Genomic DNA, 13,808 nt, shown 5'->3' on the forward strand with positions numbered 1-13,808 from the left:
TTACTCGCCTTCCAGCTCGATGTTAATACCCAGCGAACGGATTTCTTTCAACAGTACGTTGAAGGATTCCGGCATGCCTGGTTCCATCTGATGGTTACCATCCACGATGTTTTTATACATCTTGGTACGGCCATTAACGTCATCAGACTTAACAGTCAGCATTTCTTGCAAGGTATAAGCAGCACCGTATGCTTCCAGTGCCCACACTTCCATCTCACCGAAGCGTTGACCACCGAACTGAGCTTTACCACCCAACGGCTGCTGAGTAACAAGGCTGTAAGAACCGGTAGAACGCGCATGCATTTTGTCATCAACCAAGTGGTTCAGTTTCAGCATGTACATGTAACCTACGGTTACTGGACGCTCAAACTGCTCACCGCTACGGCCATCAAACAGAGTGATCTGACCGGAAGTCGGCAGGCCACCCAGTTGCAACAGCTCTTTGATTTCCGACTCTTTTGCACCGTCGAATACCGGAGTAGCAATCGGCATACCTTTTTTCAGGTTCTCAGCCAGACGCAGAACTTCATCGTCGGTGAAGGTGTTCAAGTCAACTTTCTGACGAACATCTGAACCCAGGTCGTATGCTTTCTGGATAAATTCGCGCAGCTTGGAAACTTCTTCGTGCTTCTTCAGCATAGCGTTGATTTTCTCGCCGATGCCTTTAGCAGCCATACCCAAGTGGGTTTCCAGAATCTGACCGATGTTCATACGAGATGGTACGCCCAGCGGGTTCAGTACGATGTCTACCGGCGTGCCGTTTTCATCGTAAGGCATATCTTCGATCGGGTTGATCTTGGAGATAACACCTTTGTTCCCGTGACGACCTGCCATCTTGTCACCAGGTTGGATCTGACGTTTAACGGCCAGATACACTTTAACGATTTTCAGCACGCCAGGTGCCAAGTCATCACCCTGAGTGATTTTGCGGCGCTTAGCTTCAAGTTTCTTCTCAAACTCGTGCTTCAGCTCGTCGTACTGCTCTGCCAGCTGTTCGAGCTGGTTTTGCTTCTCTTCGTCAGTCAGACCCAGTTCCAACCAGCGATCGCGTGGCAATTTGTCGAGCTTCTCAGCTTCAACACCGCCAGCAACCAGCACAGCATGGATACGAGCAAACAAACCAGCTTCAAAGATTTGCAGTTCTTCAGTCAGGTCTTTCTTCGCCTGCTTCAGTTGCATTTCTTCGATTTCCAGCGCGCGCTTGTCTTTTTCCACGCCATCGCGGGTAAAGACTTGCACATCGATGATGGTGCCGGAAACACCGTTTGGTACGCGCAGAGAAGAGTCTTTAACGTCAGACGCTTTCTCACCGAAGATTGCACGCAGCAGTTTCTCTTCTGGAGTCAGCTGGGTTTCACCTTTAGGCGTTACCTTACCAACCAGAATGTCACCACCGGTCACTTCAGCACCGATATAAACGATACCGGATTCATCCAGTTTGGAGAGAGCTGCTTCACCCACGTTAGGGATGTCTGCAGTGATCTCTTCAGGCCCAAGCTTAGTGTCACGAGACACACATGCCAGTTCCTGGATGTGAATAGTTGTGAAACGATCTTCCTGAACAACACGCTCGGATACGAGGATGGAGTCTTCGAAGTTGTAACCGTTCCACGGCATGAACGCTACGCGCATGTTCTGGCCAAGAGCCAGTTCACCGAGGTCAGTAGACGGACCGTCTGCCAACACATCGCCACGTTCAACAGGTTCGCCCAGAGAAACACATGGCATCTGGTTGATGCAGGTGTTCTGGTTCGAACGGGTGTATTTGGTCAGGTTGTAGATGTCGATACCAGCTTCACCAGCCAGCATTTCGTCTTCGTTAACTTTGATAACGATACGAGACGCATCAACGTACTGAACAGTACCGCCACGTTTAGCAACCGCAGTAACACCGGAGTCAACGGCAACAGCACGTTCCATGCCAGTACCAACCAACGGCTTATCAGCACGCAGAGTTGGAACGGCCTGACGTTGCATGTTCGCACCCATCAATGCACGGTTGGCGTCATCGTGTTCCAGGAACGGGATCAGGGACGCACCGACGGAAACTACCTGTTGGGTAGAAACGTCCATGTAGTCAACCTGGTCGTTGCTGAACAAGCTGGATTCGCCTTTGCTACGGCAAGTTACCAGGTCGTCTACGAAACGGCCTTCTTCGTCCAGATTGGTGTTAGCCTGAGCGATAACGTAGTTACCTTCTTCAATTGCAGAAAGGTAATGGATTTCGTCAGTTACAACACCTTCAACAACGCGACGATACGGAGTTTCTAAGAAACCGTATTCGTTAGTCTGTGCATAAACAGACAGGGAGTTGATCAGACCGATGTTCGGACCTTCAGGGGTTTCGATTGGACATACACGACCGTAGTGGGTTGGGTGTACGTCACGTACTTCGAAGCCTGCACGCTCACGGGTCAAACCACCCGGGCCAAGTGCGGAGATACGACGCTTGTGCGTAATCTCAGACAACGGGTTGTTCTGGTCCATGAACTGAGACAGCTGGCTGGAACCGAAGAACTCTTTGACCGCAGCAGAGATAGGCTTGGCGTTGATCATATCCTGAGGCATCAGGGTATCGAGGTCGCCCAAAGACAGACGCTCTTTAACCGCACGCTCTACACGTACCAGGCCAACGCGGAATTGGTTTTCCGCCATTTCGCCTACGGAACGGATACGACGGTTGCCGAGGTGGTCGATATCATCCACTTCGCCCTGACCGTTACGAATACCGATCAGCTTACGCATAACCTGGATGATGTCGTCTTTGCTCAGGATGCCTGAACCTTCGATTTCATCACGCAGCAGAGAACGGTTGAACTTCATACGACCAACCGCAGACAAGTCATAACGGTCTTCAGAGAAGAACAGGTTCTCGAACAGGTTTTCAGCTGCTTCGCGAGTTGGTGGCTCGCCAGGACGCATCATGCGATAGATTTCAACCAGCGCGCTCAGGCGATCGCTGGTTGGGTCGACACGGATGGTCTCAGAAATGTATGCACCGTGATCCAGGTCGTTGGTAAACAGCGTTTCGATACGCTTATGACCACACTGGCTCAGTTTAGCTAACAGATCCAAAGACAGTTCCATGTTCGCCGGGCAAATCAGTTCGCCAGTCGATGCATCAACGTAGTCTTTAGCCGCAACTTTACCAGCAATGTATTCAACCGGAACTTCGATAAGCTTGATATCGTCTTTTTCCAGCTGACGAATATGGCGCGCAGTAATACGGCGGCCTTTTTCGACATAGATCTTGCCGTCAGCTTCGATGTCAAAGGATGCAGTCTCACCACGAAGGCGTTCTGGCACCAATTCCATCTGCAGCTTGTTGTCACGGATTTCGAAATTAACTTTCTCAAAGAACAGATCAAGAATCTGCTCAGTGGTGAACTGTAACGCACGCAGAATAATGGTCGCTGGTAATTTACGGCGACGGTCAATACGTACGAACAAGTTGTCTTTCGGGTCGAATTCGAAATCCAGCCAGGAACCACGGTAAGGGATGATACGTGCGTTATACAGCACCTTCCCAGAAGAGTGGGTTTTACCTTTGTCACTATCAAAGAACACACCTGGGCTACGGTGTAACTGAGAAACGATAACGCGCTCAGTACCGTTAATAACGAAGGTGCCGTTATCTGTCATGAGTGGAATTTCACCCATGTAAACTTCTTGTTCTTTAATATCTTTAACGGTGCCTTCCGGCGCTTCACGCTCGTAGATCACCAGACGCAGTTTAACGCGCAGGGGAGCGGAATACGTCACGCCGCGGATCTGACATTCTTTAACGTCAAATACCGGCTCACCCAGACGATAGCTCACATATTGCAGCTCAGAGTTACCGCTGTAGCTTGCAATAGGGAACACGGAACGGAAAGCTGCTTCCAGACCGTACTGGCCTTCAGGATCTTGCTCGATAAACTTCTGGAACGAGTCAAGCTGGATAGAAAGGAGATAAGGAATGTCCAAAACTTGTGGACGTTTTCCAAAATCCTTACGAATACGTTTTTTCTCGGTATAGGAGTAAACCATTAGGGTTCCTCAGCTCGCTGACAAGTCGACCCATCTGCCCGACAAGGGGACAGTTTGTGCAACACTATTTTGTGGACCGGAAAGTGGAACACTCTCCGCAATACCTGTTTCTATCACTCTTAAACCATTTCGCCACGCTTTACCCCGGAACTCCCGGTGTAGAAAGTCGTAGTATATTAAGGCGTAGATAGAGACAAACATTGAAAGGAAACCAGCAGTCAAACAGTGTGAAACGCTACTGGTACCCTACAGCGCAAAAAGGCTGGTGACTAAAAAGTCACCAGCCATCAGCCTAATTTCTCAGGCTGCAACCGGAAAGGTTGGCTTATTTAACTTCAACTTCAGCGCCAGCTTCTTCCAGAGTTTTCTTCAGAGATTCTGCGTCATCTTTGCTCACGCCTTCTTTCAGCGCAGCTGGAGCGGATTCAACCAGGTCTTTAGCTTCTTTCAAGCCCAGGCCAGTTGCGCTACGTACTGCTTTGATAACGGCAACTTTGTTAGCGCCAGCAGCTTTCAGAATAACGTCGAACTCAGTTTTCTCTTCTACAGCTTCAGCAGCAGCAGCAGGGCCTGCAACAGCAGCAGCAGCGGAAACACCGAATTTTTCTTCCATTGCAGAAATCAGTTCAACAATGTCCATTACAGACATAGCGGATACTGCTTCAATGATTTGATCTTTAGTGATAGACATAACAATTGTTCCTGAAAATCAGAATAAGTTTATACGTAAGCAGATGCGTTAGAAAGGAAAGCGCTATTAAGCAGCTTCTTTCTGATCGCGTACAGCAGCCAGAGTGCGAACCAATTTGCCTGCAGAGGCTTCTTTCATGGTTGCCATCAGGCGTGCGATTGCTTCTTCGTAAGTTGGCAGAGTTGCCAGGCGATCGATCTGGGCCGCCGGGATCAGCTCACCTTCAAAGGCTGCAGCTTTAACCTCGAATTTTGCATTCGCTTTAGCGAATTCTTTGAACAGACGAGCAGCTGCGCCCGGGTGTTCCATAGAATATGCAATCAAGGTTGGACCAACAAACGTGTCTTTCAGGCACTCAAACTGAGTACCTTCAACAACGCGGCGCAGCAAGGTGTTACGAACAACACGCATGTAAACGCCAGCTTCACGACCTGCTTTACGCAGTTCAGTCATTTTACCTACGGTCACGCCACGGGAATCCGCAACAACCGCAGACAGCGCACCTTTGGCTACTTCGCTGACTTCAGCAACAATCGCTTGTTTGTCTTGAAGATTTAAAGCCATTAGCTTTGCTCCTGGATATTAGCCGGGGTTTCCCCCGGAACTCACTTCATTCATTACCAAAACGATAATGAACGTCGACATACGGTGAGCAGAAACAAGCCAAAGACTATCAAAAATATTCTTCAGGTTCTGTCACCGTCTACGCAGGCAATTAAGTCTCTTGCGAAACACCTGCGGTCTTGGACGGAGGCCTGGATAAGGCCAGGCTCCAACCGAAAATTCTTTGTGCCCTGCATTGCAAGGCAACGGGCGTAAGATTTTAGACTAATCTTTCGCCCGCGTAAAGCAGTGAATCTTAGTTCACTACTGCGCTCAGACCAGATTGGTCGACCGCAACACCTGCACCCATAGTGGTAGACAGGCTAACTTTCTTAATGAAAACGCCTTTAGCTTGAGATGGTTTAGCTTTTTTCAGCGCAACCAGCAGAGCTTCCAGGTTTTCTTTCAGTTTGTCAGTGTCAAAATCCACTTTACCGATGGTGGTGTGAATGATGCCGTTTTTGTCGTTACGGTAACGAACCTGACCAGCTTTAGCGTTCTTAACCGCTTCAGCAACGTTAGGAGTTACAGTACCAACTTTCGGGTTAGGCATCAGGCCACGTGGACCCAGAACCTGGCCCAGTTGGCCAACAACGCGCATTGCATCTGGAGATGCGATAACAACGTCAAAGTTCATTTCGCCTTTTTTGATCTGGTCAGCCAGATCTTCCATACCTACCAGCTCAGCGCCAGCAGCTTTAGCTGCTTCAGCGTTAGGGCCTTGGGCAAATACGGCTACGCGAACTGAACGGCCAGTACCGTGCGGCAGTACAGTTGCACCACGTACGTTCTGGTCAGATTTACGAGCGTCGATGCCGAGGTTTACAGCAACGTCAACGCTTTCTACGAATTTCGCAGTGGCCAGCTCTTTGAGCAGAGCAACGGCTTCGTTGATGTCATACTGTTTAGTTGCATCAACTTTGTCACGGATCACGCGCATGCGCTTGGTCAGTTTAGCCATTTCTTAATCCTCCACTACCAGGCCCATGGAACGAGCAGTACCTTCGATGGAGCGAGTCATCGCTTCAACGTCAGAACCAGTCATGTCCGCAGCTTTGGTTTCTGCGATTTCACGCACCTGAGCACGGGTCACTTTACCCACTTTGTCTTTGTTCGGCTTACCGGAACCAGACTTGATACCTGCAGCTTTCTTCAACAGAACAGCAGCCGGTGGAGTTTTAGTAACGAAAGTGAAAGAACGGTCAGCATAAACGGTAATAACAACCGGAATTGGCAGACCTTTCTCCATGGATTCAGTTTTGGCGTTAAACGCTTTACAGAATTCCATGATGTTAACACCTTGCTGACCCAGAGCTGGACCAACTGGTGGACTTGGGTTCGCCATACCAGCTGCAACTTGCAACTTGACGTAGGCTTGTACTTTCTTAGCCATCTTAATTTCCTCTAGTGGGTTATAGCGCCTTAAACAATGAAGGCTCCCCGTGAATAATTCGTTCTACGCGCACAAGACGCATAAAAACAAAAGGCGCGAAATTGTATTCCAATCTCGCGCCCTGTGCAACGATTAATCGCTGCTTTTATATCCGTCATACTTCAAGTTGCATGTGCGTTGGCTTTCTTCGCTCACCCCAGTCACTTACTCAAGTAAGCTCCTGGAGATTCACTGCGTCGCCGCCTTCCTGCAACTCGAATTATTTTGGGTATAACCTAATTACTAGGCTTTCTCTACTTGAGCAAAATCAAGCTCAACCGGTGTAGCACGACCGAAGATAGATACAGAAACCTTCAAGCGGCTCTTTTCGTAATCTACTTCTTCAACTACACCGTTAAAGTCAGCAAATGGACCATCGCTGACACGTACCATCTCGCCTGGTTCAAACAGCGTTTTCGGACGCGGCTTATCACCAACCTGCTGCAGGCGGTTCATAATCGCATCAACTTCTTTGTCACTGATTGGTGCAGGACGGTCAGAAGTACCGCCAATGAAACCCATCACGCGCGGAACGCTACGCACTAAGTGCCAGCTCGCGTCATTCATAACCATCTGGACCAGAACATAGCCCGGGAAGAATTTACGTTCGCTTTTGCGACGTTGGCCACCACGGATTTCGACCACTTCTTCGGTCGGGACCATGACTTCACCAAACAACTCTTCCATGTTGTGCAATTTGATATGCTCACGCAGCGATGTTGCTACGCGGCCTTCAAAACCGGAAAACGCCTGAACGACGTACCAGCGCATTTTAGGGGCTTCAGACATCTCAGAACCTCAGGCCAGTAATAAAAGAAACCAGGCGGACGAGAATACCATCCAGCCCCCACAGAATCAGTGACATTACAGCTGTAACTGCTGCCACGATTAAGGTGGTGTGTAAAGTCTCCTGGCGAGTTGGCCAAATCACTTTACGAACTTCGGTTCTCGCTTCGCGGGCGAAAGCAACTGTTGCTTTGCCTTTCGTCGTTAACAGCGCGACACCACCCGCTGCAGCAATCAGAACAACCACTGCCAGGGCACGCAGAGGCAGAGATACATCACGATAAATGTAGTTGCCCACGATCGCCGCAATCAGCAGAGCAGCAACTGCCAGCCACTTCATCGCTTCCAGGCCGCGCCCGCTTCCTTGAGCTTCGGTATTCGCACTCATAAACCAACCCGTCACAATAATTCAGACAAACATTTTTGCCCCGCATACGCGAGGCAAAACCAGACCGAATGGCTCTTTTCAGGCACTATTCGGTATAACGCTATCTTCAGAGCCTGTCTCAGCAATGATTATGAGTAAAAAATCACTGATGAGCCAGGTTCTGGACAGAGAGCGTGCAAAAAGGGCATCAAATGATGCCCTTTTCATGCGTGTTGCGTCAAATGTTATCAGCGATTAAGCGATAACTTTAGCAACAACGCCCGCGCCTACAGTACGGCCGCCTTCACGGATTGCGAAACGCAGACCGTCGTCCATCGCGATTGGGTGGATCAGGGTAACAACCATTTTGATGTTGTCGCCCGGCATTACCATCTCAACGCCTTCTGGCAGTTCGATGGTGCCAGTCACGTCAGTTGTACGGAAGTAGAACTGTGGACGGTAGCCTTTGAAGAACGGAGTATGACGGCCGCCTTCGTCTTTGGACAGGATATAAACTTCTGACTCGAACTGAGTATGTGGCTTGATAGAGCCTGGCTTAGCCAGTACCTGACCACGTTCGATATCTTCACGTTTAATACCACGCAGAAGAACACCAACGTTCTCACCAGCACGGCCTTCGTCCAGCAGTTTGCGGAACATTTCAACGCCGGTACAGGTTGATTTCACGGTATCTTTGATACCAACGATTTCAACTTCTTCACCAACTTTAACGATACCGCGCTCTACACGACCGGTAACAACAGTACCACGGCCGGAGATGGAGAATACGTCTTCGATTGGCAGCAGGAACGGCTTGTCGATAGCACGTTCTGGTTCTGGGATATAGGTATCCAGGTAGCCAGCCAGTTCGATGATTTTAGCTTCGTAATCCGCGTCGCCTTCCAGTGCTTTCAGCGCTGAACCACGTACGATTGGAGTATCGTCGCCTGGGAAGTCGTACATAGACAGAAGTTCACGAACTTCCATTTCTACCAGTTCCAGCAGCTCTTCATCATCAACCATGTCGCATTTGTTCAGGAACACGATGATGTAAGGAACGCCAACCTGACGACCCAGCAGGATGTGCTCACGAGTCTGTGGCATTGGGCCATCAGTCGCAGCAACAACCAGGATAGCGCCGTCCATCTGAGCAGCACCGGTGATCATGTTTTTAACGTAGTCGGCGTGCCCTGGGCAGTCAACGTGCGCGTAGTGGCGAGTCGGGGTGTCATATTCAACGTGGGAAGTGTTGATGGTGATACCACGAGCTTTTTCTTCTGGTGCGTTATCGATCTGGTCGAAAGCACGAGCAGAACCACCGTAGGTTTTAGCCAGAACGGTAGTGATTGCTGCAGTCAGAGTGGTTTTACCATGGTCAACGTGGCCGATAGTACCGACGTTGACGTGCGGTTTTGTACGTTCAAATTTTTCTTTAGACATCGATTGTCCCTCTAAGACACGGATAAATCGGTGATATCACCACATCAACCAGGCGAAAGCCTGAATTTGTTGAATTCATTAACAGAAGAGAAACAGGGAGGATAAAGGAGGTGGTGCTGATAGGCAGATTCGAACTGCCGACCTCACCCTTACCAAGGGTGCGCTCTACCAACTGAGCTATATCAGCACATCTGGAGCGGGCAGTGGGAATCGAACCCACATCATCAGCTTGGAAGGCTGAGGTAATAGCCATTATACGATGCCCGCATCTCTGGAACTCGGCTACCTGCTTGAATTCTGTATAGAACCTGAGGAGAGGCTCCTCAGTATTCGAGACGACTAGTTGGATCTCGTCGCCTCGGGCTGCGCATAGCGCGGCCTGAAAATGGTGGTGGGGGAAGGATTCGAACCTTCGAAGTCGATGACGGCAGATTTACAGTCTGCTCCCTTTGGCCGCTCGGGAACCCCACCAAGCACTTGATGGTGCCGACTACCGGAATCGAACTGGTGACCTACTGATTACAAGTCAGTTGCTCTACCTACTGAGCTAAGTCGGCATCAAGTAGCGCGCATTCTAGGAAGACCGGCGCCTTGATGCAACAAAAAAATTAAAGAAAATGCACTACCGCTTATATTTTGCGCGATAGCTCGTAAAAATGATGAATTAAACGGCATTTCGGGCTGATTTTGTACATCAAGGACCGTAATGATTTATACAAAATAGAGTTATTGTGCTCTTCTACTACATGCTTTGCTTACAAAGCACCTTCTTTTAATACTCTGCCACTGCACTAATCTCTCTTCATTTACTTTGGAAGGATGACTTCACTCCCTAACTACTGCTTTTAGACACCTTCATTACTTGATTGCAATGTCAGCCCCGCATTATCAGCCGCAAACTCTTATTCTTCATTAAGCATTTATACGGTGCATTACGAATCAACACCGAGCTGCAACGTGATGCTGTCCTCTCAATGCATCACCACTTTCTTTTTTTCTTATTATTATCCCTCATCTGGTGTTACCCTCCTGCCCATTGTGAAAAGTAATATACGTTGCACGCCTTTGATTACCTGAGATGAGTCCCCTTTTCTCAGTCTGCGTACTACGTTCATTTTTGTCCTGAATTACAGGCAGAAGCATGCTTATGAGTAATAAAGAGCAAATGTTGACGACTCCTTATATGCAGTTCAACCGCAACCAGTGGGCAGCCTTGCGCGACTCAGTACCGATGACACTGACCGAAGGTGAAATCGCCCGGTTGAAAGGTATCAATGAGGACCTCTCGTTAGAAGAAGTGGCTGAAATTTATCTGCCACTCTCACGCCTATTGAATTTTTATATCAGTTCAAACCTGCGCCGACAGGCTGTATTAGAGCAATTTTTGGGCACTAATGGACAGCGTATTCCCTACGTCATTAGTATTGCCGGCAGTGTCGCTGTAGGTAAAAGTACAACTGCTCGCGTGTTACAAGCCTTACTTAGCCGCTGGCCTGAACATCGCAGCGTAGAGTTGATTACTACTGATGGGTTTCTACATCCGAATAATGTGTTGAAAGAACGCAATCTGATGAAGAAAAAAGGATTCCCGCAATCCTATGATATGCATCGTTTGGTGAAATTTGTTTCTGATATTAAATCAGGGGTGCCGAATGTGACGGCTCCGGTTTACTCTCACCTTATTTATGATGTCATACCTGATGGTGATAAAACGGTTGCTCAGCCTGATATTTTAATTCTTGAAGGATTAAATGTTTTGCAGAGTGGTATGGATTACCCCCACGATCCGCATCATGTATTTGTATCAGATTTTGTTGATTTCTCTATATATGTCGATGCCCCCGAAGATCTACTGCAAGATTGGTATATCACGCGGTTCCTGAAATTCCGTGAGGGTGCATTTACCGATCCGGACTCTTATTTTCATAGTTACGCGAAACTTCCAGAAGATGAAGCTGTGAATGTTGCACTGCAACTTTGGAAAGAGATCAACTGGCTGAATTTAAAAGAAAATATTCTACCCACCCGTGAGCGTGCCAGCTTAATCATGACGAAAAGTGCAAATCATGAAGTGGACTGTGTAAGACTCAGAAAATAGATAACGGGGGATTTAATCCCCCATTATCATTAAGTTATCCCGCGCAGTGATATCTCTCCACCAACCCAAGGTTTAATAACGCCATCTTGTTCTAACAGCAAGCCGCCTTGTTCATTAATTCCTCGTGAGATGCCATGAATTTCTTTTTCACCAATAATTAACCTCACCTGGCGATTAATAAAATTATCGAGCAATTCCCAACGTGGAAGGAATGGTATTAAACCTTCGTCTTCGAATAAATATAATGCCTTACGTAGTTCTTTTATTATTCTGATGGCTAATGCATTGCGATCTATATTAATCCCAGCTTCCTGGAGATTAATCCAGCTTTGATTAATCACGTCAGTGGCCACATTACGCATCGCAAGATTGATACCTGCGCCGATAACAATTTGTGCCGCATCACCTGTTTTCCCAGTTAACTCAACAAGAATGCCGGCAAGCTTGCGATCATTGAGATATAGATCATTTGGCCACTTAACTCTGACATTTTCAGCACCTAATTCACGCAACACTTCAGCCATCACAATCCCGATGACAAGACTTAGACCCACCGCAGCTGCTGGACCTTGTTCGAGTCGCCAGAACATTGAAAGATAAAGATTTGCACCAAATGGAGAAAACCACTGCCGACCACGACGCCCTCGACCGGCTTGCTGATATTCAGCAATGCATGCATCACCAGACTGAAGTGATTCAATACGATCGAGTAAATATTGGTTAGTCGAATCAATGACAGGTAATACCGCAACTGAGCCTGTTTCAATTTGCGATTTTATCAGCTCTTCATTCAGTAACTGGATAGGGTCCGGGAGGCTATAGCCTTTCCCTGGGACGGTAAAAACATCCACTCCCCAGTCTCTTAGAGTTTGAATGTGCTTATTTATGGCCGCACGACTCATACCGAGCTGCTCACCGAGTTGCTCACCAGAGTGAAATTCACCATCGGCCAGGATACTAATCAGCGTGAGTGGGACTGTATTATCTTTCATGCAATTGTCTCCACTGCACTAACTTCACCACATGTGCCGATGAAACGGACTTCTGGTTCCAGCCACACATTAAATTTCTCCCCGACACACTGACGAATATGATGTGCAAGATCGACAACATCCAGACTTGAAGCCCCACTCTCATTTATCAGTACCAAAGCTTGTTGTTGATGCACTGTCGCACCACCTACCTTGTAGCCTTTCAGTTGGCATTGATCGATCAACCAACCTGCCGCCAGTTTTATTGACCCATCAGGCTGAGGATAGTGTGGAATGTTAGTGAAGGCCGCAAGTAGTACAGCAGCCTGTTCGGCATCAACGACTGGATTCTTGAAAAAGCTCCCCGCATTGCCATTAACACGTGGATCCGGAAGCTTTGTCATACGCATATGGCAAACTGCATCAAATACTTCCTGAGGCGTGACATTTCCAGCATCAAGACGGGCTAAGTCACCATAGCTTAATACTGGCTGCCATTGTTTTGGCAAACGTAATCCCACGGCAATGATTGCATAGTGGTTCTGATATTCATGCTTAAAAATACTGTCACGATAGCTAAACTGGCACTGTGAATTATCCAGGCGATGCATCTCACCGCTGATTAAATCAACGCAATCAACGTAATGGCAGACGTTTTTAAGCTCAACACCATACGCGCCAATATTTTGAATTGGTGAAGATCCAGCGCATCCCGGAATTAAAGCCAGGTTTTCAAGCCCGGGCATTCCTTGCTGTAAGGTATTTTCAACCAGATGATGCCAGTTTTCACCTGCACCCACATGCAGATACCACGCATCATTTTCTTCCGTCACTTCTATACCTGAAATACGGTTGATAATTACCGTGCCGGAATAATCCTCAAGAAAGAGAACGTTACTCCCCTCGCCCAGAATCAACACTGGCATATTTGCTGCCATTGCTTCACTCCAGGCATCCTTTAATTGTTGCACGGTTTCAGCAATGACAATGCGTGAAGCATTAGCCTGAATACCGAATGTATTGAAAGGTTTAAGAGAAGTGCTCATGTTGGGTATCTTTCCTGAGTTTAAACCCGGTTAGTTTACCTTATATGGTGGGGGTTGGCTTGATAAGAGGGGAACATGAAGGGTGATTTCATAAATCGCAGACAGCAAAAAACCCTGAACATCAGTACAGGGCTTGTATTCGTATCATCCTGATACTCACCCCTCCGGGGCCGTCGCAAGCGACGTGCAACATTACTCCCGACAATGTTGTCCACTTAAGCAAGCACAAAAAAGCCCCATGCTTTCGCATGAGGCTTGTTTGTTTATTTGGAGCCTGGCAGTTCCCTACTCTCGCATGGGGAGACCCCACACTACCATCGGCGCTACGGCGTTTCACTTCTGAGT

Annotated in this window: 11 protein-coding genes, 4 tRNA genes and 1 rRNA gene; 1 reads left to right on the plus strand and 15 read right to left on the minus strand. The window is 48.1% G+C overall.

What is annotated here, in order from left to right; genetic code table 11:
* The 12 genes from rpoB to LVQ79_RS21990 form a co-directional block, all read right to left on the minus strand.
* On the minus strand, window positions 1–4,029 hold the full coding sequence (gene rpoB / locus LVQ79_RS21935) for a DNA-directed RNA polymerase subunit beta (RefSeq protein WP_151996064.1): 4,029 nt from the start codon (window positions 4,027–4,029) through the stop codon (window positions 1–3).
* A gap of 325 nt (window positions 4,030–4,354) precedes the next feature.
* A complete protein-coding gene (rplL, locus tag LVQ79_RS21940) occupies window positions 4,355–4,720 on the minus strand; it encodes a 50S ribosomal protein L7/L12 (protein ID WP_064515273.1) in 366 nt (121 codons plus the stop codon).
* A gap of 66 nt (window positions 4,721–4,786) precedes the next feature.
* Window positions 4,787–5,284 (minus strand): 50S ribosomal protein L10, encoded by a 498-nt coding sequence (gene rplJ / locus LVQ79_RS21945; protein WP_034461803.1) that lies wholly within the window; start codon window positions 5,282–5,284, stop codon window positions 4,787–4,789.
* 295 nt (window positions 5,285–5,579) lie between these two features.
* Complete coding sequence (gene rplA / locus LVQ79_RS21950; protein WP_034461804.1) at window positions 5,580–6,284, minus strand: 50S ribosomal protein L1; 705 nt, start codon at window positions 6,282–6,284, stop codon at window positions 5,580–5,582.
* Between the two features lie 3 nt (window positions 6,285–6,287).
* A complete protein-coding gene (rplK, locus tag LVQ79_RS21955; protein WP_120066378.1) occupies window positions 6,288–6,716 on the minus strand; it encodes a 50S ribosomal protein L11 in 429 nt (142 codons plus the stop codon).
* Between the two features lie 282 nt (window positions 6,717–6,998).
* Entirely contained in the window at window positions 6,999–7,544 is a 546-nt protein-coding gene (gene nusG, locus LVQ79_RS21960) for a transcription termination/antitermination protein NusG (protein ID WP_034461806.1), read from the minus strand.
* Between the two features lies 1 nt (window position 7,545).
* Entirely contained in the window at window positions 7,546–7,929 is a 384-nt protein-coding gene (secE, locus tag LVQ79_RS21965) for a preprotein translocase subunit SecE (RefSeq protein WP_151996063.1), read from the minus strand.
* Between the two features lie 234 nt (window positions 7,930–8,163).
* Window positions 8,164–9,348 (minus strand): elongation factor Tu, encoded by a 1,185-nt coding sequence (gene tuf / locus LVQ79_RS21970; protein WP_232863769.1) that lies wholly within the window; start codon window positions 9,346–9,348, stop codon window positions 8,164–8,166.
* A gap of 111 nt (window positions 9,349–9,459) precedes the next feature.
* A tRNA-Thr gene (locus LVQ79_RS21975) sits at window positions 9,460–9,535 on the minus strand.
* Window positions 9,536–9,540: 5 nt separating this feature from the next.
* A tRNA-Gly gene (locus LVQ79_RS21980) sits at window positions 9,541–9,615 on the minus strand.
* 119 nt (window positions 9,616–9,734) lie between these two features.
* Window positions 9,735–9,819 (minus strand) — tRNA-Tyr (locus LVQ79_RS21985).
* Window positions 9,820–9,829: 10 nt separating this feature from the next.
* Window positions 9,830–9,905, minus strand: a tRNA-Thr gene (locus LVQ79_RS21990).
* A gap of 590 nt (window positions 9,906–10,495) precedes the next feature.
* On the opposite strand from LVQ79_RS21990, the gene coaA reads away from it, so the two are divergent.
* Window positions 10,496–11,446: a type I pantothenate kinase gene (coaA, locus tag LVQ79_RS21995; RefSeq protein WP_064515269.1), complete on the plus strand. Its 951-nt coding sequence runs from the start codon at window positions 10,496–10,498 to the stop codon at window positions 11,444–11,446.
* Between the two features lie 29 nt (window positions 11,447–11,475).
* Here coaA and birA read toward each other — a convergent pair whose 3' ends face one another.
* From birA to rrf, 3 genes are all read right to left on the minus strand, one after another.
* The gene (birA, locus tag LVQ79_RS22000) at window positions 11,476–12,438 is read right to left on the minus strand and encodes a bifunctional biotin--[acetyl-CoA-carboxylase] ligase/biotin operon repressor BirA (RefSeq protein ID WP_232866946.1); all 963 of its coding nucleotides are present in this window, start codon (window positions 12,436–12,438) and stop codon (window positions 11,476–11,478) included.
* A complete protein-coding gene (murB, locus tag LVQ79_RS22005) occupies window positions 12,435–13,463 on the minus strand; it encodes a UDP-N-acetylmuramate dehydrogenase (protein ID WP_232866949.1) in 1,029 nt (342 codons plus the stop codon). The genes birA and murB overlap by 4 nt, the downstream gene beginning before the upstream one ends.
* A 272-nt stretch (window positions 13,464–13,735) precedes the next feature.
* Window positions 13,736–13,808: ribosomal RNA gene (gene rrf / locus LVQ79_RS22695) — 5S ribosomal RNA — on the minus strand; the annotation flags it as partial.

Source organism: Buttiauxella cochleicola, assembly GCF_021282405.1.
Classification (GTDB): domain Bacteria; phylum Pseudomonadota; class Gammaproteobacteria; order Enterobacterales; family Enterobacteriaceae; genus Buttiauxella; species Buttiauxella massiliensis.

Excerpts from the sequence above, each read along its gene's own strand:
- rpoB (WP_151996064.1), bottom strand. The coding sequence starts at position 4,029 with ATGGTTTACTCCTATACCGAGAAAAAACGTATTCGTAAGGATTTTGGA.
- rplL (WP_064515273.1), bottom strand. The coding sequence starts at position 4,720 with ATGTCTATCACTAAAGATCAAATCATTGAAGCAGTATCCGCTATGTCT.
- rplJ (WP_034461803.1), bottom strand. The coding sequence starts at position 5,284 with ATGGCTTTAAATCTTCAAGACAAACAAGCGATTGTTGCTGAAGTCAGC.
- rplA (WP_034461804.1), bottom strand. The coding sequence starts at position 6,284 with ATGGCTAAACTGACCAAGCGCATGCGCGTGATCCGTGACAAAGTTGAT.
- rplK (WP_120066378.1), bottom strand. The coding sequence starts at position 6,716 with ATGGCTAAGAAAGTACAAGCCTACGTCAAGTTGCAAGTTGCAGCTGGT.
- nusG (WP_034461806.1), bottom strand. The coding sequence starts at position 7,544 with ATGTCTGAAGCCCCTAAAATGCGCTGGTACGTCGTTCAGGCGTTTTCC.
- secE (WP_151996063.1), bottom strand. The coding sequence starts at position 7,929 with ATGAGTGCGAATACCGAAGCTCAAGGAAGCGGGCGCGGCCTGGAAGCG.
- tuf (WP_232863769.1), bottom strand. The coding sequence starts at position 9,348 with ATGTCTAAAGAAAAATTTGAACGTACAAAACCGCACGTCAACGTCGGT.
- coaA (WP_064515269.1), top strand. The coding sequence starts at position 10,496 with ATGAGTAATAAAGAGCAAATGTTGACGACTCCTTATATGCAGTTCAAC.
- birA (WP_232866946.1), bottom strand. The coding sequence starts at position 12,438 with ATGAAAGATAATACAGTCCCACTCACGCTGATTAGTATCCTGGCCGAT.
- murB (WP_232866949.1), bottom strand. The coding sequence starts at position 13,463 with ATGAGCACTTCTCTTAAACCTTTCAATACATTCGGTATTCAGGCTAAT.